Source organism: Amycolatopsis sp. NPDC051716, from assembly GCF_040681595.1.
Classification (GTDB): domain Bacteria; phylum Actinomycetota; class Actinomycetes; order Mycobacteriales; family Pseudonocardiaceae; genus Amycolatopsis.
In genome coordinates this window covers 334,757-354,674 of record NZ_JBFAZA010000004.1, presented here as the reverse complement: position 1 = coordinate 354,674, position 19,918 = coordinate 334,757, and the positions used below count along the sequence as shown (strand labels likewise).

Annotated in this window: 14 protein-coding genes and 1 rRNA gene; 5 read left to right on the top strand and 10 right to left on the bottom strand. The window is 71.3% G+C overall.

Translation table 11 applies throughout. The features are described 5' to 3' along the window. The 4 genes from AB0M30_RS07740 to AB0M30_RS07725 form a co-directional block, all read right to left on the bottom strand. Positions 1–289, bottom strand: a 16S ribosomal RNA gene (locus AB0M30_RS07740); the annotation flags it as partial. 669 nt (positions 290–958) lie between these two features. Next, positions 959–2,521: an amidase gene (locus tag AB0M30_RS07735; protein WP_364581227.1), complete on the bottom strand. Its 1,563-nt coding sequence runs from the start codon at positions 2,519–2,521 to the stop codon at positions 959–961. Then, on the bottom strand, positions 2,521–3,864 hold the full coding sequence (gene glnA, locus AB0M30_RS07730) for a type I glutamate--ammonia ligase (protein WP_360183765.1): 1,344 nt from the start codon (positions 3,862–3,864) through the stop codon (positions 2,521–2,523). Before glnA ends, AB0M30_RS07735 begins: the two co-directional genes overlap by 1 nt. A gap of 61 nt (positions 3,865–3,925) precedes the next feature. Further along, complete coding sequence (locus AB0M30_RS07725; protein ID WP_364581224.1) at positions 3,926–5,206, bottom strand: MFS transporter; 1,281 nt, start codon at positions 5,204–5,206, stop codon at positions 3,926–3,928. Between the two features lie 87 nt (positions 5,207–5,293). Between AB0M30_RS07725 and AB0M30_RS07720 the strand changes: the two genes are divergently transcribed. Next, positions 5,294–5,923: an LppX_LprAFG lipoprotein gene (locus AB0M30_RS07720; protein ID WP_364581220.1), complete on the top strand. Its 630-nt coding sequence runs from the start codon at positions 5,294–5,296 to the stop codon at positions 5,921–5,923. 62 nt (positions 5,924–5,985) lie between these two features. Here the strand turns inward: AB0M30_RS07720 and AB0M30_RS07715 are convergent, their stop codons facing one another. Beyond that, a complete protein-coding gene (locus AB0M30_RS07715) occupies positions 5,986–7,560 on the bottom strand; it encodes an alpha/beta hydrolase (RefSeq protein ID WP_364581217.1) in 1,575 nt (524 codons plus the stop codon). A 143-nt stretch (positions 7,561–7,703) separates the two neighbouring features. Between AB0M30_RS07715 and secA2 the strand changes: the two genes are divergently transcribed. The 3 genes from secA2 (at position 7,704) to AB0M30_RS07700 (ending at position 12,450) form a co-directional block, all read left to right on the top strand. Further along, positions 7,704–10,043: an accessory Sec system translocase SecA2 gene (secA2, locus tag AB0M30_RS07710; protein WP_364581214.1), complete on the top strand. Its 2,340-nt coding sequence runs from the start codon at positions 7,704–7,706 to the stop codon at positions 10,041–10,043. A 73-nt stretch (positions 10,044–10,116) separates the two neighbouring features. Then, positions 10,117–10,668, top strand: a complete 552-nt coding sequence (locus AB0M30_RS07705; RefSeq protein WP_364581211.1) for a DUF5565 family protein — start codon at positions 10,117–10,119, stop codon at positions 10,666–10,668. A 60-nt stretch (positions 10,669–10,728) separates the two neighbouring features. Beyond that, a complete protein-coding gene (locus AB0M30_RS07700; RefSeq protein WP_364581209.1) occupies positions 10,729–12,450 on the top strand; it encodes an NAD+ synthase in 1,722 nt (573 codons plus the stop codon). 10 nt (positions 12,451–12,460) lie between these two features. Here AB0M30_RS07700 and AB0M30_RS07695 read toward each other — a convergent pair whose 3' ends face one another. Beyond that, a complete protein-coding gene (locus tag AB0M30_RS07695) occupies positions 12,461–13,084 on the bottom strand; it encodes a VOC family protein (RefSeq protein WP_364581258.1) in 624 nt (207 codons plus the stop codon). Continuing rightward, positions 13,084–14,421, bottom strand: coding sequence for a S8 family serine peptidase (locus AB0M30_RS07690; RefSeq protein WP_364581206.1), 1,338 nt, complete (start codon positions 14,419–14,421; stop codon positions 13,084–13,086). Before AB0M30_RS07690 ends, AB0M30_RS07695 begins: the two co-directional genes overlap by 1 nt. An 84-nt stretch (positions 14,422–14,505) precedes the next feature. Between AB0M30_RS07690 and AB0M30_RS07685 the strand changes: the two genes are divergently transcribed. Further along, positions 14,506–15,039 carry a methylated-DNA--[protein]-cysteine S-methyltransferase gene (locus AB0M30_RS07685; protein WP_364581204.1) on the top strand — a complete coding sequence of 178 codons (534 nt, stop codon included), beginning with the start codon at positions 14,506–14,508 and terminating at the stop codon, positions 15,037–15,039. A gap of 242 nt (positions 15,040–15,281) precedes the next feature. Here AB0M30_RS07685 and AB0M30_RS07680 read toward each other — a convergent pair whose 3' ends face one another. From AB0M30_RS07680 to lysX, 3 genes are all read right to left on the bottom strand, one after another. Next, positions 15,282–15,872, bottom strand: coding sequence for a DinB family protein (locus AB0M30_RS07680; protein ID WP_364581202.1), 591 nt, complete (start codon positions 15,870–15,872; stop codon positions 15,282–15,284). Positions 15,873–15,944: 72 nt separating this feature from the next. Continuing rightward, positions 15,945–16,514, bottom strand: a complete 570-nt coding sequence (locus AB0M30_RS07675) for a hypothetical protein (RefSeq protein ID WP_364581200.1) — start codon at positions 16,512–16,514, stop codon at positions 15,945–15,947. Positions 16,515–16,577: 63 nt separating this feature from the next. Further along, positions 16,578–19,901, bottom strand: coding sequence for a bifunctional lysylphosphatidylglycerol synthetase/lysine--tRNA ligase LysX (gene lysX, locus AB0M30_RS07670; RefSeq protein WP_364581198.1), 3,324 nt, complete (start codon positions 19,899–19,901; stop codon positions 16,578–16,580). Positions 19,902–19,918: the final 17 nt, after the last annotated feature.

The following is a 19,918-nucleotide window of genomic DNA, read 5'->3' as shown; positions in this document are numbered from 1 at the left end:
CTCAGGCCGGCTACCCGTCGTCGCCTTGGTAGGCCACTACCCCACCAACAAGCTGATAGGCCGCGGGTTCATCCTGCACCGCCAGAACTTTCAACCCCTCTAGATGCCTAGAAAGGTGATATCCGGTATTAGACCTCGTTTCCAAGGCTTATCCCAGAGTGCAGGGCAGATTACCCACGTGTTACTCACCCGTTCGCCACTAATCCACCCGAAGGCTTCATCGTTCGACTTGCATGTGTTAAGCACGCCGCCAGCGTTCGTCCTGAGCCAGGATCAAACTCTCCAACAATGAACAGTTTAATCGAGGCAAATTAATGCTCTCAAAGGAACCTCAAACGAGGTTCAATACATAAGCTCTACTGGCTTAGTTCACTAGCACACTGTTGAGTTCTCAAGCAACACACTCTGAATCCATCCGCGTTATCGGCGGCTAAATCCTCGGCAGTTGTTCCAAGCGATATTCACAAGCTTTTGGTCGAGCATGCCTCAGCCTACGGGTTTAGTCGTAGAGGGTCGGCGGCCGCTCGTGGGCCGACGCTGAACATTACCCGGTCCGATCCGCGGTGTCAACCCGCTCGTCCCGGCCTGGCCTCCGGGGCTTGCGGCCCCGGTGTGACCCGGTGTTCCTGGCGACGAAGAGAAGATTACATGCCCCGGAACTGCCCCAAAACAGGGGGGTCACTTAACGCCATCGCCGCAGGTCAGAGCGCTTACGGAGGGCTACGGCGGCCCCGGCGGGCCGGACAGCGGGAAGCGGGCGGCGAGGGCGGGCCGGCCGGACCACCACGACGACGGCGGGAAGTGGACCGGCGAACGTGGATCGGCCGGCCACCACGACGGCGAGGCCGGCAGGTATCCCGGCGGGAAGTGGGCCGGCAACGCGGATCGGCCCACCACTACGACGGCGAGGCCGGCAGGTACCGCGGCGGAAAGCCGGCCGACGAATGCGGACCGGTCACTACGACGGCAACGTCGGCAGGTAGCGCGGCGGGACCCGGGCCGGAGCCACCCGCTCGAAGTCCGCCGCGAGCGCGAGCATCCGGGCGTCGGACCACCGGGACCCCATGAACGAGATCCCCACCGGGAGCGGTCCGGCGAACCCGGCCGGCACCGTCACGTCCGGGTAGCCCGCCACCGCGGCCGGGGTCGAAGACGGGATCACGTCGTTGTCGCCCACCGCGCAGTCGGTCTTCCACGCCGGCGGGTTGGTCGGGGACGCGATCGCGTCCAGGTCGTACGCGGCCAGGGTCTCGTCGAGCGATCGGCGGGCAAGGCCGGAAAGCTCCGCGCGGCCGGCGAGGTAGCCCGGGTCGGTCGGCGGCGGTGCGGTCAGTGCCTGCTCGAACAGCTCCTGCCCGGCGAAGCACGTGCGCTCCAGCGGGTCCGCGCGGTTGTAGGCGATCAGCTCGGCCAGGTTCCGCGGCCCGCGGGGGCGGGTCGCCAGGTAGGCGTCGATGTCGCGGTGGAACTCCGTGAGCAGCGCCGGGAACTCCAGCTCCCCGAGCCGCGCCTGGTAGGGCAGCGACACCTCGACGACGGTCGCACCCGCCTTGACCAGGGAGTTTCGCGCCGATGTCATGACGGCATCGGTGGCCGGGCCGAGCACCGGCAGCCGCCACAGGCCGATCCGCGCGCCACGGAGGACACCCGGGCGGAGCAGCTTCGCGTAGTCCGTCGGCTGGGTGCGCGGATAGGTGAGCGTGGCCGGGTCGGCGGGATCGCGACCTTGCAGGACCGACAGCGTCAGGGCCACGTCGACGACGTTGCGGGCGATCGGGCCCGCGGTGTCCTGCTCGGCGGAGATCGGCACCACGCCGGTGCGGCTGACCAGGCCGAGGCTGGGTTTGTGGCCGACCGTCGCGGTCATCCCGGCAGGGCACACGATCGAGCCGTCCGTCTCCGAGCCGATCGCCACCTGGGCCAGCGACGCCGCCACGCCGGCCGCCGATCCCGCGGACGACCCGCACGGATTGCGGTCCAGCACGTATGGGTTGTTCGTCTGCCCGCCGACACCCGACCAGCCGGACGTCGGCTTCGCGGCGCGGAAGTTCGCCCATTCGGAGAGGTTCGCCTTGCCCAGGATCACCGCGCCGGCCGTGCGCAACCGCGTGAGCAGGGTCGCGTCCGCAGCGGGGTAGCTGCGCAACGCCCGTGACCCGGCCGTCGTCCACTGGTCGCGGGTGTCGACGTTGTCCTTGACCAGCACCGGGATGCCGTCGAGCGGCCCGCGCAGGCGGTGCGCGCGACGGCGGGCATCACTCGACGCGGCCTGGCCCAGTGCCGACGGGTTGAGCGCCAGGACGGCGTTCACCTTTCCGTCGATCCGGTGAATCCGATCGAGGTAAAGCCTGGTCAGGCCGACCGCGGTGAGCCGGCCCGACGCCATCCGCGCCTGCAGCGCCGGGATGTCGGCCGAGTCGAGGTCGAACCTCGAAGGGGCCGGCGAGGCCGCGACAGGCGCGGCGGGGACGAGCACGAGTGCGGCGGCCAGGATCGCGAGGAACACCGGCCGCCGCCCCATCAGAGCACCGGCAACAGGGTTCGGAGTTCGTACGGGGTGACCGCGCTGCGGTAGTTGTCCCACTCCACGCGCTTGTTCCGGAGGAAGAAGTCGTAGACGTGCTCGCCGAGTGCTTCCGGCAGGAGTTCCGACTTCTCCATCTCGGCCAGCGCCTCCCCCAGGTTCTGCGGCAGTTGCGAGTACCCGGCGGCGCGCCGCTCGGAGTCGCTCAGCTGCCAGATGTTGTCCTCGGCGGGTGGCGGCAGCTCGTAGCCCTTTTCGATCCCCTTGAGCCCGGCGGCCAGGATGACCGAGTACGCCAGGTACGGGTTGCACGCCGAGTCCAGCGTACGGATCTCCACCCGTCGGGATGACGCCTTTCCGGGTGAATACATCGGGACGCGGACGAGCGCGGAGCGGTTCGCCCGGCCCCACGAGACGGTCGTCGGCGCCTCACTGCCGCTGATCAGGCGTTTGTAGGAGTTAACCCACTGGTTGGTGACCGCCGAGATCTCTTTCGCGTGGTGCAGCACCCCGGCGACGAACGCCTTGCCGGTTCCCGACAGCTCGTGCGGGTCTTCGGCGTCGTAGAAGGCGTTGCGGTCGCCTTCGAACAGGCTGACGTGCGTGTGCATCCCCGAGCCGGGCTGGTCGGTGAACGGCTTGGGCATGAACGTCGCGCGCACGCCCTGGGTCAGCGCGACCTCCTTGACGACGTAGCGGAACGTCATCACGTTGTCGGCCATCGTCAGCGCATCGGCGTAGCGGAGGTCGATCTCCTGCTGGCCCGGTGCCCCTTCGTGGTGGCTGAACTCGACCGAGATGCCCATCGCCTCAAGCGTCTCGATGGCGTGCCGGCGGAAGTGCGTCGCCGTGGCGTGGCTGGCCTGGTCGAAGTAGCCACCGTTGTCCGCGGGCTCCGGCTCGCTGCCGTCGTCCGGCATGGTCGAGAGCAGGAAGAACTCGATTTCGGGGTGGACATAGCAGGTGAAGCCCGCTTCGGCGGCCTTCGACAGCTGGCGGCGCAGCACGTGCCGCGGGTCCGCCCACGACGGCGAGCCGTCGGGCATCGCGATGTCGCAGAACATGCGGGCCGAGTAGGGGCCGCCGTCGGGGGTCTCCCAGGGCAGGACCTGGAACGTGGCCGGGTCGGGCTTGGCGACCATGTCCGACTCGTAGACGCGGGCGAAGCCCTCGATGGCCGAGCCGTCGAAGCCGATCCCGTCGTTGAAGGCGCCTTCGAGCTCGGCCGGCGCGACCGCGACGGACTTGAGGAACCCCAGCACATCGGTGAACCAGAGACGGACGAAACGGATGTCGCGCTCCTCGAGCGTGCGGAGCACGAATTCCTGCTGGCGATCCATGGCCGCACCCTAACCACAGCGTGTTAACGACATGTTTCGCGACGCGCCGTGGCCGCCGAAGTCACGTCGCGAGTACCGCAACGGGCTTCTTCGCCTGGGTGATGGCCAGCGAAGCGACCGACGCGATGATCGCCAGCACAGCGGCCGAATACCAGGCCAGGGTGTAGTTCCCGAGCTGGTCGCGGACCAGGCCGGCGGCCGACGCGGCGAACGCGGCCCCGAGCTGGTGGCAGGCGAACACCCAGCCGAACACGATCGGGCCGGCGTCGCCGAAGGCTCGGACGCAGAGCGCGACCGTCGGCGGGACCGTGGCCACCCAGTCGAGGCCGTAGAACAGGATGAACGCCCACATGCTCGGCTGCACCGAGTCGGTGAACAGCTGCGGCAGCAGCGCCAGCGAGAGCCCGCGCAGGGCGTAGTACACGCCGAGCAGGATCCGCGGGTCGATGCGGTCGGTGAGCCAGCCGGAGAAGATCGTCCCGACGACGTCGAAGACGCCGACCAAGGCCAGCAGGCCCGCGGCGGTCGTCTGCGGCATGCCGTGGTCGTGCGCGGCCGGGACGAAGTGGGTGCCGACCAGGCCGTTGGTCGTCGCGCCGCAGATCGCGAAGCCGACCGCGAGCAGCCAGAACGTCCGGGTGCGGGCGGCCTGGCGCAGCACGGAGAGGGCGCGGCGGACCGAGCCGGTCTTCGGGACCGGACGCACGACCTCGGCGCCGGCGGGCGCGCCGTAGGCCGTCGTGCCGACGTCGGCGGGGTGGTCGCGGATCAGCAGCAGGACCACCGGGACGACGGCGAGCGCGGCGATCGCGATCACCAGCGACGCCGTGCGCCAGCCCGAGCCGACCGCCAGGTTCGCGATGAGCGGCAGGAAGATCAGCTGGCCGGTGGCCCCCGCGGCGGTGAGGACGCCGGTGACGACGCCGCGGCTGCGGACGAACCACCGCGCGGCGACCATCGCGGCGAACCCCATGGCCATCGAGCCGGTGCCCAGCCCGACCAGCACGCCCCAGCACAGCACGAGCTGCCAGCTCGCGGTCATGAAGACCGTGCCGCCCGCGCCGAGGGCGATGACGGTCAACGCCGTCGCCGAGACGCGCCGGATGCCGAAGCGCTCCATCAACGCCGCCGCGAAGGGCGCGAAGAGGCCGAAGAGCACGAGGTTCACCGACACGGCCGAGCTGATGGTGGTGCGGGACCAGCCGAACTCTTCGTGCAGCGGGTCGATCAGGACGCCGGGAGCGGCGCGGAAGCCGGCGGAGGCGAGCAGCGCGACGAAGGCGGCGCCGGCGATCAGCCACGCGCGGTGCAGCTTCGGGACGGGACGGGTCTCAACGGTCACCCAGGCAGTCTCATCGCCCGCGCGCGAGCTCGAAAGTGGCCGGAAGGACATCATCCGCAAGGATTGGGCCAACAGTAGGCTTTCGCCATGCCCCGCCTCGCGTTGCTGCTCGCGCTCCTCCTGACGGCCGGTTGCACGGGCTCGCCCGATACGCGCGGTCCCTTCCCGGCGGGCGCCGACCTGGTCCGCGAGGCCGCGACGTCGTTCGCCTCGGTGCGGAGCGTGCACTTCGCGGCCGGCGTCAACGGCGTGCTGCCGGGTTTCCCGCTCCGCCAGATCGAAGGCGACGCGACCCTCGGCGACGGCGGCACCGCGACCGGCACGGCCGACGTCCAGGACGACAGCACCAGCGGCGGGCACACCAAGTTCCCGTTCACCGTGCACGACGGCCAGGACTCGCTGCCCGAGGCGTACCGGGTCAAGGCGTTCCTCGGCCCGGCCGGCGGGCTGAAGCGGCTGCTCGACGGGGTGACCGACGCCGAGACCGAAGGCCGCGAGAACGTCGACGGCGCGCCCGCGCTGCGGGTCGCCGGCCGGGTGCCGGCCGCGGTGGCGCACAGCGTGCTGGCGGCCGTCGACGCCGAGCTCAACGTCAAGGTGTGGGTCTCCGACGACGGCGGGCCCCGGCGCTTCGTGCGCCTGTGGGTGCAGGTCCCGCCGGCCGGCGACCACCTCAGCCCGGTGATGATCGAGCTGTCAGTGACTGAGCAGGCATAGCGCTTTGCGGGGGGTCCGGGTGGCGAAGCCCCCGGCCCGGGGCGAAGCCCCGGTTGTCACAGCTACTGCCCCGAGCACCGCTTGCCGTCCGGCGGCACCGTGCCGTCGAGCAGGTAGTCCGTGCCCGCCTGGTCCACGCACTTCACGCCCTGCAGGAACACCGTGTGCTGGGTGCCTTCGAAGGTCAGCAGCGCGCCCTTCAGGCCCTTCGCGAGGTTGACGCCGGCCTGGTACGGCGTCGCCGGGTCGTTGGTCGTCGAGATGACCAGCGTCTTCGCCAGGCCTTCGACGTTCGGCACGTGCGGCTCCGAGGTGTTCGGCACCGGCCAGAACGCGCAGGCGTCCCGAGCCGCCGACGCCGGGCGGCCGTCGTCGAGGAACGGCGCCACCTTCACGTACTCCTCCTGCGCCTTGAGGATGACGGCCGGGTCGGTGACGCGCGGGTCGTCGACGCAGCGGATCGCCGTGAAGGCGTCCTGCGTGGTGCCGTACTTGCCGTCGGAGTCGCGTTCGTTGTAGATGTCGGCGAGCTTCTCGAGCGTCGCCCCGCGCTGCTGCTTCAGCTCGTTGAGGCCCGTGTTCAGGGTGTCCCAGAGGCTTTCCTGGTAGAGCGCCTGGATGACGCCGGTGGTGGCGTCCTCGTAGGAGAGCTTGCGGCCGTCGCCGACCGGCACCGGGAAGTCGATCAGCGGCCGGACGAGGTCCTGGAACGCCTTGACCGCGCCGCCGGCGTCCGCGCCGAGCGCGCAGTCCTGCTGGGCCGTGCACGACTTCGCGAACTGGTTGAACGCCGTCCCGAAGCCCTGGCCCTGCGCGACGAGCGACTCGACCGCGTCCTGCTCGGGGTCCACCGCGCCGTCGAGGATCATCGCGCGGACGTTCTTCGGGAACGCTTCGGCGTACGCCGAGCCGATCCGGGTGCCGTAGGAGTAGCCCAAATAGGTGAGCTTTTCGTCGCCGAGGACCGAGCGGAGAACGTCGAGGTCCTTCACGACGTCGCGGGTGCCGACGTTGGCCAGCATCCCGGTGCCGTCGTCGGTGCGCTGGGCGCACTTGGCGGCGAAGTCCTTTTCCTGCGATTCCTGCTTCAGCACGCCGGCCGGCGTGCCGTCGGTTTCGCTGTCGTCCGCGCGGTCGGCGTCCCGCTCCCGATCGGTCAGGCAGTGGATGGCCGGCTGGCTCGCCCCGATCCCCCGCGGGTCGAATCCGACCAGGTCGAAGCGCTTGCCGAGCCCGGTGCTCGTCATCGGCCTGGCCAGCCCGGCGGCCGCGACCATGCCCGACGCGCCCGGCCCGCCCGGGTTGACCACGAGCGAGCCGATCCGCGCCCCGCCGTCTGTCGCCTTGCGCCGGAGCAGGCCCAGCGTGATCGTGTCGCCCGCCGGGTTCGCGTAGTCCAGCGGCACGGTCAGGCGCGCGCACTGGACGTCCTTCGCCTGGAACGCCGATCGCGAGTCTTCCGATGTCGCGTAAGGTGCGCAGTCGGCCCAGCTCAGGCTCTGGCCGTAGAACCGCTCCAGACCGGCGGGCACCGGCCCGGACGGCGGGTGCGACTCGGTCGTCGGCGCGGGCGGCTCGGTCTTGCCGGAGGACGTGCACGCGGTCAGCGAGGCCGCGAACAGCACGGATGTCGCCATTGCGGTGATCCTGCGACTACGGGACCTGGCGCTGGGATGTGAGAACACGGTTGGATCGTCCCATCCGGCCGCGGAACTCGAACGCACCACCGCCGCGTTGGGTGGTGGAGGCCGGTCGAGCGAGAGAGAACGGGAGACCAGGGGTGGCAGCACTGATCAGCCGGGTGGGCAAGAAGCTCCGCCGGATCATCCAGCGGCCGGGCAGCGTCGAGCTGACCCGCTACGAAGCACTGCTGCCCGCGGTCGAGAAGCTCGAACCCGAGCTCGAAAAGCTCTCCGACGAGGAGCTGACCGAGCGGGCGGGCAAGCTTCGCGAGACGCTGAAGGACACCGCGTTCGGCGACGACCAGCTGGTCGAGGTGTGCGCGCTGGGCCGCGAGGCCGCGCGGCGGGCCCTCGGCGAGCGCGCGTTCGACGTGCAGGTGCTGGGCACGATGGGCCTGCTCAGCAAGCACGTCGTGCAGATGGAGACCGGTGAGGGCAAGACGCTCGCCGGCGCCCTGGCCGCCGCCGGCTACGCGATCCGCGGAAAGCGCGTTCACGTCGTCACGGTCAACGACTACCTGGCCCGCCGCGACGCCGAGTGGATGGGCCCGGTGTACGCCCTGCTCGGCGTGTCGGTCGGCTGGGTCGAGCCCGCGCACTCCCGCGAAGAGCGCCGCGAGGCCTACCACAAGGACGTCACGTACGGCGCCGTCGCCGAGATCGGCTTCGACGTGCTGCGCGACCGGCTGGTGACGTCGGTCGACGACCTGGTCCAGCCCGACCCCGAGGTCGCGATCGTCGACGAGGCGGACTCGGTGCTGGTCGACGAGGCCCGCGTCCCGCTGGTGATGGCCGGCTCGATCGACCACACCGACGCCGACGACGAGGTCGCGAAGGTCGTCCGGCGGCTGCGCCTCGGCCTGCACTACGAGACCGACAGCGAAGGCCGCAACGCGTGGCTGACCGACGCCGGCGCGTCCGTCGTCGCGAAGTCGCTCGGCCTCGAGGTCGACGACCTCTACGGCGAAACGGCGTCGGACCGGCTCCCCGCGGTGAACGTCGCCCTGCACGCGCACGCGCTGCTCACCCGCGACGTCGACTACCTGGTCCGTGACGGCAAGGTGCAGCTCATCAACGCCGCCCGCGGCCGTGTCGCCGAGCTCCAGCGCTGGCCGGACGGCCTCCAGGCCGCCGTCGAGGCGAAGGAGCAGGTCACCGCGACCGACCGCGGCGAGATCCTGGACTCGATCACCGTCCAGGCGCTGCTCGCGCGCTACCCGGAGGTCGCCGGCATGACCGGTACCGCGGTCGCCGTCGCCGAGCAGCTGCGGGAGTTCTACGAGCTCGAGGTCGCGGTCATCCCGCCGAACACCCCGAACATCCGGGAAGACCTCGAGGACCGGGTCTTCGCCTCGCCGTCGCAGAAGCTGCGGGCGATCGAGGAGGAGATCCGCACGGTGCACGAGACCGGGCGGCCGATCCTCGTCGGCACCCAGGACGTCGCCGAGTCCGAAGAGCTGGCCGAGAAGCTCGCGAAGGTCGACCTCGAGTGCGTCGTGCTCAACGCGCGCAACGACGCCGAAGAGGCCGCGATCATCGCCGAGGCCGGCAAGAAGGGCGCGGTCACCGTGTCCACCCAGATGGCCGGCCGCGGTACCGACATCCGGCTGGGCGGCACCGACGGCGCGACCCGCGAAGAGGTCGTCGAGCTGGGCGGGCTGCACGTCATCGGCACCGCGCGGTACCCGTCGAGCCGGCTCGACGGGCAGCTGCGCGGCCGCTCCGGCCGCCAGGGCGACCCGGGCAGCGCGATCTTCTTCGCGAGCCTGAACGACGAACTCGTGCTGTCGAACGCGCCGGACGTGCCCGAGGGCATCACCGACGACGAGGAGACCGGCGAGATCAAGGACCCGGCGGCGCTGCGGCAGCTCAACCACGCCCAGCGCGTCGCCGAGGGCGTCGACCTCGAGATCCACCGCAACACCTGGCGCTACACGCGGCTCATCGAGCGGCAGCGGCGGGACCTGCTGGTGCACCGCGACAAGGTGCTTCGCACCGCGTACGCGGCGGAGCAGCTCGAGAAGGCGCACCCGGAGAAGTTCGGCGAGCTGAAGGAGAAGCTCGACGACCAGGACAAGCTGGAGCAGATGTGCCGCGAGGTGCTGCTGTTCCACGTCGACCAGCTCTGGTCCGACCACCTGGCGTACCTGACCGACGTCCGCGAGAGCATCCACCTGCGCGCGCTGGCCCGGGAGACCCCGCTGGACGAGTTCCACCGCGCGGCGATCCCGGAGTTCCACAAGATCATCGCCGAGGCCGATTCGCGGGCGGCGAAGACGCTCGAAGAGGCGGAGCTGACCGACGAGGGCATCGACCTCGGCGACGCGGGCGTGCGGCGCGCGAACACGACGTGGACGTACCTCGTGCACGACAACCCGTTCGATTCGGACTTCGAGCAGACCATCAAGAAGGTCCGGAGCATGATCAAGCGGAAGTAGTTTCGCCTGCGGAGGCCCCCGTCCGGTTCGCCGGGCGGGGGTTTTCGTTTGCCCCGACCGGGAGAATCGGGACATGCGCAAGATTCCGACGCTGTTCCGGCGCGATCCCGAAGACCTTCGGCGCGTCACGCGCGAGGTGCACCCCGCGTGCCAGTGGGTGCTCGACGGCGAGGGCGTGCCCACCCGCAAGTACGACGGCACCTGCGTCCGGCTCGACGAGTCCGGCACCTGGTGGGCGCGGCGCGAGGTGAAGGCGGGCAAGACCGCGCCGGAGGGGTTCGAGGCCGTGCAGACCGACCCCGAAACCGGGAAGACCGTCGGCTGGGAGCCGGTCGGGCAGTCGGCGTTCGCGAAGTTCTTCGAGGAGGCGCGGGAGCGGCTTCCCGGTGCGGCGCCCGGCACCTACGAGCTGTGCGGTCCGAAGGTCAACGGCGATCCGGAGCAGCTCGGCGTGCACCGGCTGGTGCCGCACGCGACCGCGGAGGAGTTCGACGACGTCCCGCGTGACTTCGACGGCCTGATGACGTGGCTGCGGGCGCACCCGGAGTTCGAAGGCGTCGTCTGGCACCACCCGGACGGGCGGATGGCGAAGCTCAAGCACCGGGACGCCGTGGCCTCGGCCTGAGCGTGGCATTTCGCCCACATTCGCTCGGCCTTCCGGGTGACCGTGAGCCAGAATGGCGGCATGCCGCAACTGCGCATCGCGCTCGCCCAGGTCAACCCCACCGTCGGCGACCTCGACGGCAACGCCGATCTGCACGTCGAGTGGACCCGGCGGGCCGCCGAAGCCGGCGCCCACGTCGTCGTCTTCCCCGAGATGTCCCTGACCGGCTACCCCATCGAGGACCTCTCGCTGCGCAAGACCTTCGCGGCCGCCTCGCGGCAGGGCGTCGAGTCGCTGGCGCGCCGCCTCGACGAGGCCGGCTGCGGCGAAGTGCTCACCTACATCGGCTACCTCGACCTCGACGACGTCGGCCCGCGCGACGCCGCCGCGGCGCTCTACCGCGGCGAGGTCGTCGCCCGGCAGTTCAAGCACCACCTGCCCAACTACGGCGTCTTCGACGAGCACCGCTGGTACAAGCCGGGCACCACGCTCGACGTCGTCCGGTTCCACGGGCTCGACATCGGCATGGTCATCTGCGAGGACCTCTGGCAGGACGGCGGGCCGATCTCGGCGCTGGGCCGGGCCGGCGTCGACCTCGTCGTGGCGCCGAACGCGTCCCCGTACGAGCGGTCGAAGGACGAGCAGCGGCTGCCGCTCATCGCCCGGCGCGCCGCCGAAGCCGGGGCGCCGCTGGTCTACACCAACCAGATCGGCGGGCAGGACGACCTCGTCTTCGACGGCGACTCGCTCGTCGTCGGCGCGGACGGCACCCTGCTCGCCCGCGCGCCGCAGTTCGTCGAGCACCTGCTCGTGCTGGACATGGACCTGCCGAAGACCGGGTACGCGGGCGACGGTTCGTACGAAGGACTTCACGTCCGTCGGCACATCCTGAGCGAGGAGCCGCTGCCGGCGTACGAGCCGACGGTCACGCCGGTGATCAGCGAACCGCTGTCGGACGAGGCCGAGGTGTGGCACGCGCTGGTCATCGGCCTGCGGGACTACGTGCACAAGAACGGCTTCTCGTCGGTGATCTTCGGGTTCTCCGGCGGCATCGACTCGGCCGTCTGCGCGGCGCTGGCGGCGGACGCGCTGGGCGGCGGCAACGTCTACGGCGTCTCGATGCCCTCGAAGTACTCGTCGGGACACTCGAAGGACGACGCCGCCGACCTGGCGCAGCGGATCGGCGCGCACTACCGGGTCGAGCCGGTCGAGGACATGGTGCGCGTGTACGTCGACCAGCTCTCCCTGACCGGCCTCGCCGAGGAGAACATCCAGGCGCGGACGCGCGGCATGCTCCTGATGGCACTGTCCAACTTGGACGGTCATCTGGTGCTGGCCACCGGCAACAAGACCGAGCTCGCCGTCGGGTATTCGACGATCTACGGCGACGCGGTCGGCGCGTTCGCCCCGATCAAGGACGTGTTCAAGACGCACGTCTGGCAGCTGGCCCGCTGGCGCAACGCCGAAGCGGTGAAACGCGGCGAGACCCCGCCGATCCCGGAGAACTCCATCACCAAGCCGCCGTCGGCCGAGCTGCGGCCGGGCCAGGTGGACACCGACTCGCTGCCGGACTACACGCTGCTGGACGACATCCTCGACGACTACGTCGAGGGCGACCGCGGGTACGCCGACCTGGTGTCCGCGGGCTTCGACCCGGAGACCATCGACCGCGTGGTGCGGATGGTCGACAAGGCCGAGTACAAGCGGCGCCAGTACCCGCCGGGCACGAAGATCACGTTCAAGGCCTTCGGCCGCGACCGGCGGCTGCCGATGACCAACCTGTGGCGCGAGGGCAAGGCCTAGCCCAAGGGTTTCAGCACAGGGCGACCTGGCGGCCCTCCGGAGTCCGGAGGGCCGCCGTCAGGCCGGCTTTCGCGGCCCGGCGGACCAGCAGCTCCAGGCCGAGCGCGTCCAGCACCGTCAGCACCGAATCCGGGTCCGGGTGGGTGCCGGTGACCATCAGCAGCGGCAGGGACGGCAGGTCCCGCGTCGTCGGGTGCGGGGTGCTGCCCCAGTCGATGAGGAACGGGTGCAGGGTGCCCGGGACGCTCGGCGGGGTCAGGCGCCAGCGCAGCGTTTCGCCGTCGCCGGTTTCGCGGGACATCTCCCTCGGGTCGCCCGGGTCGAAGCCGTGGGCGCGGGCTTTCGCGACCGTCGCGTCGATGTCGGTCGTGCGGACAGCCCAGGCGACCAGCCCGGGCTCGGTCAGCTCGTCGATGCCGAACGGCCGGGGCGCTTCGGGGTCCGGCTGGGCCGGGTCCGGGCCGATGACCTCCAGGTACATCCCCGCGCCGAGGTCGGCGAGGTGGTTGGCCGTCCCGAGGCCGACGTGGCGGCCGCCCGGCGCGGGCGTGACCCCGGTGAGGGCGGTGACCCGGGCGACGGCGTCGGCGAGGTCCGGACCGGCGTAGACGAGGTGATCGAGCACGAGCGCCATCATCCCGCGCCGACGGCGCTCGCCGCATCGACCATGCCGTGGCCGTAGTAGGTCGTCCCGTTTCCGGTCGGCCGGCAGACGACGTCGGGACACTCGAGTGGCGTCGCCGTGGCGTAGAGCGCGCGCTTGATCCGCTCGGCGCTCCAGTGCGGGTGCTCGCTCGCGATCAGGGCGGCGACGCCGCTCGCGTGCGGCGCGGCCATCGACGTCCCGCTCGCGGACCGGTATTCGCCGTTCGGCCAGGTCGACCAGACGCGTGCGCCGGGCGCGGCGACGCTGATCCGGGACGCCGAGTAGTTGGAGAAGCTCGCTTTGACGAGCTTTTCGTCGAGCGCGCCGGTGCCGACGACCCCCGGGAGTTCGTGCGGCAGCCGGGTGCAGGTCGGGTCGATCCGGCGCTCCACCGGCGTGCTGTCGGCCGGGCTCTCCTTGTCCACCGAGCGGGTGTCGAGATCGATCCCGGCGTTGCCGGCGGAGGCGACGACGAGGACGTTCCGGCGTTGCGCGTACGCGACCGCCCGGCCGACGGCGAGCTTCGCCGCGGCCTGGTCCGGCTGGTCGTCGCAGTTGTAGCGCCACGGGATCGAGCGGTAGCTGTTGTTGGTGACGGCGAACCCGTGCTCGGCGGCCCAGACGAACCCGCAGACCATGCTCTCGGCCGTCTCGGTGTCGTCGAGTTCGGCGAGCTTCACCGCCGCGATGCGCACTCCCGGCGCCACGCCGACGACGCCGGATCCGTTGCGGGCCGCGGCGATCGTGCCCGCGACGTGCGTGCCGTGGCCGTCGAGCGTGGGCCGCCAGGCGCCGGGGCCGCGGTCGGGCCAACCGGACAGGCAGGAGACGGAGTTCCGGCTGTCGAACGCGGTTTTCAGCTCCGGGTGGGTGTCGTCGACGCCGACGTCGAGGACGCCGACGAGGGTGCGCCGGCTGCCGTCGGTGACCTGGTGCGCTTCGGGGAGGTGCAGCGCCGGGACGTCCCAGGCGGTGCCTTCGGGTGGGACCTGGCCGGAGTTCGGCGAGCCGGGACCGGTGTAGCGGAGGTCCTTGCGGGGCGCGAAGAACTCCTTCGGGACCTTCGCGGTGCGCGTCGCGCCGACGGCGTCGATGCCCGGCGTCTTCCGGACCTTCGCGGCGAAGTCGTCCTTCGCGGTGTACGCGACGACGACGCCGATCTGCGGGTAGCTCGCGACGACGGTTCCGCCGGCCTGCCTGACGACGAATTCGGCCCACCCCGTGTGGTGCGCGACGACGACGTGCGGCATGACCAGGGGGTCGGCGGCCGCCGGAGTCGCGATCAGGCCCAGCATGAGCGCGGTGGCCAGGATGATTCGCCGCACGCGTCCTCCTCGAATTCGCCCAAACCGAACTTAGCGATCATTCGCGGCAGGGCGGTACCCCTCTTCGGTCGTAGGCTGGACGGCATGACGACGGGGTTCATGGTGTTCGACACGGCGATCGGCGCGTGCGGGCTCGCCTGGCGCGACGACGTCGTGATCGGGACGTCGCTGCCCGAGGGCAGTGCGGAACGGACCCGCGCCTGGCTCGTCCGGCGGTTCCCGGACGCCGTCGAAGGGCCGCCGCCGGCACCGGTGCGGGCCGCGGTCGACGGGATCGTGGCGTTGCTGAGCGGTGCGCGTCAGGAGCGGGCTTCGATCGAGCTGGACTTTTCCGGGGTGCCGGCGTTCAACCGGCGCGCGTACGAGGTCGCGCGGACGATCCCGCCGGGCAAGACGCTGACGTACGGGGACATCGCGCACCGGCTCGGGCAGCCGGGGTCGGCGCAGGCCGTCGGGCAGGCGATGGGGCACAACCCGTTCCCGATCATCGTCCCGTGCCACCGGGTGCTGGCGGCGGGTGGGAAGGATGGCGGGTTCTCGGCGCGGGGCGGGGTCGGCACGAAACGCCGGATGCTCGTGATCGAAGGCGCGCTGGCGGACGAGCCGACCCTGTTCTGAGGTCCCCGGGCGTGCTTGGACGGGCATCACGCGTGACTGGGGAGGCATCACGCGTGATTGGAGGGGCATCTCGCGTGATTGAGGGGTCGACTCGCGCACCGGGAAGGTCGGTCCGCGTGCCTGGAGGGTCGACTCGCGTACCTGGAAGGTCGGATCGCGTGATTGCGGGGTCGACACGCGTGTCTGGGGGGACGACACGGCCTGGGGGTCGGCTCGCGGGTGGGGCGCGAGCCGAGGCCGGGTCAGGCTGGTTGGGAGGCTGGGGTCCAGGGCTTGATGAAGGGGGACTCGGGCCAGCCTTCGGCGGCGGCCATGAGCGGGATTGCCGTGCCGCCGTCGATGTGCTCGCGGACGATGTCCGCGTGGCCCGCGTGGCGGGCCGTCTCCTGGATCAGGTGCAGCAGGACCCAGCGGACCGACCAAGCCTCGACGTCCTGCGGGAACCAGGGCACGCCCTTCGGCACCGGGACCGCCTGGCCGAGGTCGGCGATGCCCGCGATGACCTCCGCCGTGCGGGCGGCCACCTCGTCGTAGCGGGCGAGCGCGCCTTCGAGGGTCTCGTCCTCGCCCAGGCGGTGCGCTGCCTCCCACTCCCCCACCGCCTCGCCGAACGGCTTCTGCGGCACCTGCAGCACCGTGTCCATCCAGCTGTACTCGGTGGCCGCGACGTGCTTGATCAGGCCGCCCACCGACAGCGTGCTCTTCGTCGAGGCGAGCCTCGCCTGTTCGTCGGTCAGGCCGTGTGCCGCGAGTCTGAGCACGTACCGCTGCTGCTCCAGGAAGCTCAGCAGCCCGTCACGCTCGTCGGCCACCGGGCGCACGTTTCCCGCCATGTCGATCCTTCCGCCTTGGGACACCTGCGGCGATCGTGCCACCCACCACCGACATTCCGGGCGGGAATCCGGCTATCGGTGCGCGTGCCGCGGCGCGGGCTTGACGAAGGCGTACGTCCCGCCGGCGGCGTACAGGACCGCGCGGACCACCAGCTGGGCCCGTGTGAAGACGCCTTCGTAGGCGTCCAGCTGCCGGGCGAGCACGACGGCCACCCAGGTGGCCAGCACCAGCACCAGGCCCACGACCGCGAGCGCGCGCCAGCCCGGCGGCCACCACAGGATCAGGCTGATCACCCCGGCCACCAGGACGACGTTGAGCAGCGACGACAGCAGGTCGCTGCGCTCGGGGTAGGCGGCCTGCAGCAGCACGAGCACGCCGAACGCGCTCACCGAGATCGAACTGAGCCGCGCCGTCCACTGGACCGGCCCGAGCCGGTGCAGCGGGGGCCCGGCGAGCACGAACGCGACCCCGGACACCGCGAGCAGGATCCGGAACACCGGCGGCCCGGTCAGCAGCAGTGCCTCGGCCGGGTCCTCCACCGGGGAGACGCCGGTGGGCAGGAAGAACTCCAGCAGCCAGCCCGAATACGCCAGGACGGCCACCCCCATCAGGAGGGCCGAGGCGATCCGAGCCGTGCGCACGAGGCAGAGCGTAAGCGACCGGCCGCGCCACGGCCCGTCGCCGTGACCAGGTCCACCGAGTCGTTATGCCTGCGGCCGGACGAAGGGGAACAGGACCGTCTGGCGGATGGAGGCCCCCGTGAGCATCATGAGCAGCCGGTCCACGCCCAGGCCGAGGCCGCCGGTCGGCGGCATGCCGTGCTCCAGGGCGAGCAGGAAATCTTCGTCCAGCTCCATCGCCTCGACATCACCGCTGGCCGCGCGCAGCGACTGCCCCTCGAGCCGCCGCCGCTGCTCGATCGGGTCGGTCAGCTCGGTGTAGGCCGTGCCGACCTCGGACCCGAACGCGATGAGGTCCCAGCGCTCGGCCAGCCGCGGGTCCTCCCGGTGCTGGCGGGTCAGCGGCGAGACGTCGGTCGGGTAGTCGGTGTAGAAGGTCGGCAGCACGGTCGTGCCCTCGACGAGGTGCTCGAACGCCTTGAGCACGAGGTCGCCGTGGCTGGGGTCCTCCCCCACCGGCACCCCGGCGGCCACGCAGAGGCGGCGCAGCTCGGCCACCGGCGTCCCCGAGTCGATCTCCTCGCCGAACACCGCCGAGACGGCTTGGTGGACCGGCACGACGGGCCAGTCGCCGGAGATGTCGTACTCGACGACCTTCCCGTCGGCGTCCGGCCGCCGGACGACCTGGGCGCCGTACGCCGCTTCGGCCGCGTGCTGGACGAGCTCGCGCGTCAGCGTCCGCATCGTGTCGTAGTCCGCGTACGCCTGGTACGCCTCGAGCATCGTGAACTCGGGGTTGTGGGTCGCGTCGACGCCTTCGTTGCGGAAGTTGCGGTTGAGCTCGAAGACGCGCTCGACGCCGGCGACGCACAGCCGCTTGAGGTACAGCTCCGGCGCGATCCGCAGGTACATCCGCATGTCGTAGGCGTTGATGTGGGTGACGAACGGCCGGGCGTTGGCGCCGCCGTGCACCGTCTGCAGCATCGGCGTCTCGACCTCGAGGTAGTCGGCGTGGTGCAGCCGGTCGCGCACCGCGCGGACCACGGTGGACCGCAGCCGCAGCATGTTCGTCGAGTCCGGGTTGACCGCCAGGTCGAGGTAGCGCTGCCGGACCCGCGTCTCCGGGTCGGTGAGGCCCTTCCGCTTGTCGGGCAGCGGGTGCAGGCACTTCGCGGTGACCGTCCACTCGTCGACGAGCACCGAGAGCTCGCCGCGCTTCGACGTCACGACCTGGCCGCCGACGCCGACGTGGTCGCCGAGGTCGACGCCGGTCCGCCAGCGGGTCAGGTCCAGCTCGCCGGCCTCCAGCATCAGCTGGATTTCGCCGCTGAAGTCCTTGACGCGGGCGAAGCACAGGCCGCCGAGGATGCGCAGGTTCAGCACCCGCCCGGCGATCCGGACCCGGTGCCCGGTGGTGGTGCCCGGGGCCAGGTCGCCGTACTTCGCGACGACGTCCCCGATGTGGTCGTCGCGGCGGAAGCCGACCGGGTACGGGTCGATGCCGGCCTCGCGCAGCTTGTCGAGCTTGGCGATGCGGACGCGGACCTGTTCGGGCCGCCGCCACGCCTTCGGTGCCGGTGCCGCCGCCGACTCCTCGATCTCCCTGACGCGCGCGACGAAGTCGTCGCTGACCGTCTCCAGCCGCAGCGACCGCGCCCGCCCGGTCGGGACGAACCCTTCGAGCGCGCCCGCGACGATGCCGACGCGCGGCAGCCGCCGGGCCGACGAGTAGCAGAGGAAGCGCGGCTCCCAGTCCGGCCCGTACTTGGCGTTGGACCGGTACAGCGACTCCAGCTGGAAGAACCGCGAGAAGACGCTCAGGATCCCGCGCCAGGCCCGCAGCACCGGGCCCGCGCCGATCCGCTCGCCCTCGGAGAACACCGCACGGAACATCGCGAAGTTGAGCGAGATCCGCTGCGCGCCCAGGTGCTGCGCGGCCGCGACCGTCTCGGCGATCATGTACTCGTTGAGGCCGTTCTCGGCGTCGCGGTCGCGGCGCATGAGGTCCAGCGAAAGCCCGCGCCGCCCCCACGGGACGAACGACAGCAGCCCGCGGAGCTCGCCGTGGCCGTCGTAGGCCTCGACCATCACGCTGCGGCCGTCGCTGGGGTCGCCGAGCCGGCCGAGCGCCATCGAGAACCCGCGTTCGGTCTCGGCGCCGCGCCAGGCCTGCGCCCGGGCGAGCAGCTCGGTCATCTCGCCGTCGGGGATCTCGCCGTGGCGGCGGACCCGCGAGGTGTACCCGGCGCGCTGGATGCGCTTGACGGCCTGGCGCACCGAGCGCCGCTCCGGGCCGGCCAGGCTGAACTCGCGGACGTCGAGCACCGCTTCGTCGCCGATCTCCAGCGCCCGCAGGCCCGCTCCGGTGTACGCCTTCGCGCCGCGTTCGCTCGCCCCGAGCACGCCGGGGGTCCAGCCGTACCTGCGCGTCTCGTCGAGCCACGCGCGGACCGCGTCGGGCCACGCCTCCGGGTCGCCGACCGGGTCGGCGCTGGCGACGCTGGTGCCGCCGAGGACGCGGTAGGTCACCGCCGCACGGCCGTTCGGTGCGAAGACGACGCTCTTGTCGCGCCGGGTGGCGAAGTAGCCGAGGGAGTCGTCCTCGCCGTGTTCGGCGAGCAGCTTCCGCAGGCGCAGCTCGTCTTCGTCCGTCCGCAGGGCGCGGCTGCGCACCCCGCGGAAGAGCAGGTAAAGCGCCGCGGTGGCGACCGCCGTCGCGCTCAGGTCGAGGAGCAGGTCCAGCCAGCCGGGCCCGTCGCCCACGCCGATCCGGCGCAGCTGCAGGTTCTCGCCCGTGGCGTGGTTGACGACCCAGGCGAAGCGCTCCCACGTGTCGCCGAGGTGGCCGGGGAACGCCTCGGTCAGGCCCCAGCCGACCAGGATGACCACGGCGACGCCGCCGCACAGCATGCTCAGGCCGTCGCGCCAGGCGGTCGGCGCGAGCCGGGCCGGGAAGGCGGGGCGCAGCGCGAGCAGGAACACGATCAGCGCGATCGAGACGACGTCGGCGACGGTCAGCACCCACAGCTGAGAGGGGATGTGCCGGACCTGCTTCGGGCCGAGCGTCAGCAGTTCGGGTGACCACAGCAGCGTCGCCTGGAGGACCAGGGTGAGCAGCAGCCCGCCGACCTGGAACAGCACCAGCGTGTACAACGCCGCCTTCTTGCGGCGGCGCAGGGCGCTGCCGAGCACCACCAGCAGCAGCACCATGGTCAGGCTCTCGCTGGTCGGCACGCTCAAGCCGGAGAAGGCCATGTCGATGCCGTTGAGCAGGCGCCCGCGCGCTCCGCCGGTGAAGAGCAGGATCACCGAGAACACCGCGGCCAGCTGGACCACGGTCGCGACGATGCCGCCCGCCTTCGCCTTCCAGGCGGGGAGGCGAAGGCGCGAGCTCGCGAGGTTTCCCATGGGTGGTTTCGTCGCCT

Coding starts and splice junctions, on each gene's coding strand:
- AB0M30_RS07685 (WP_364581204.1), top strand. CDS start 14,506: ATGACGACGGGGTTCATGGTGTTCGACACGGCGATCGGCGCGTGCGGG.
- AB0M30_RS07700 (WP_364581209.1), top strand. CDS start 10,729: ATGCCGCAACTGCGCATCGCGCTCGCCCAGGTCAACCCCACCGTCGGC.
- lysX (WP_364581198.1), bottom strand. CDS start 19,901: ATGGGAAACCTCGCGAGCTCGCGCCTTCGCCTCCCCGCCTGGAAGGCG.
- AB0M30_RS07705 (WP_364581211.1), top strand. CDS start 10,117: ATGCGCAAGATTCCGACGCTGTTCCGGCGCGATCCCGAAGACCTTCGG.
- AB0M30_RS07720 (WP_364581220.1), top strand. CDS start 5,294: ATGCCCCGCCTCGCGTTGCTGCTCGCGCTCCTCCTGACGGCCGGTTGC.
- AB0M30_RS07680 (WP_364581202.1), bottom strand. CDS start 15,872: ATGGCGGGAAACGTGCGCCCGGTGGCCGACGAGCGTGACGGGCTGCTG.
- AB0M30_RS07735 (WP_364581227.1), bottom strand. CDS start 2,521: ATGGGGCGGCGGCCGGTGTTCCTCGCGATCCTGGCCGCCGCACTCGTG.
- AB0M30_RS07715 (WP_364581217.1), bottom strand. CDS start 7,560: ATGGCGACATCCGTGCTGTTCGCGGCCTCGCTGACCGCGTGCACGTCC.
- AB0M30_RS07695 (WP_364581258.1), bottom strand. CDS start 13,084: ATGGCGCTCGTGCTCGATCACCTCGTCTACGCCGGTCCGGACCTCGCC.
- glnA (WP_360183765.1), bottom strand. CDS start 3,864: ATGGATCGCCAGCAGGAATTCGTGCTCCGCACGCTCGAGGAGCGCGAC.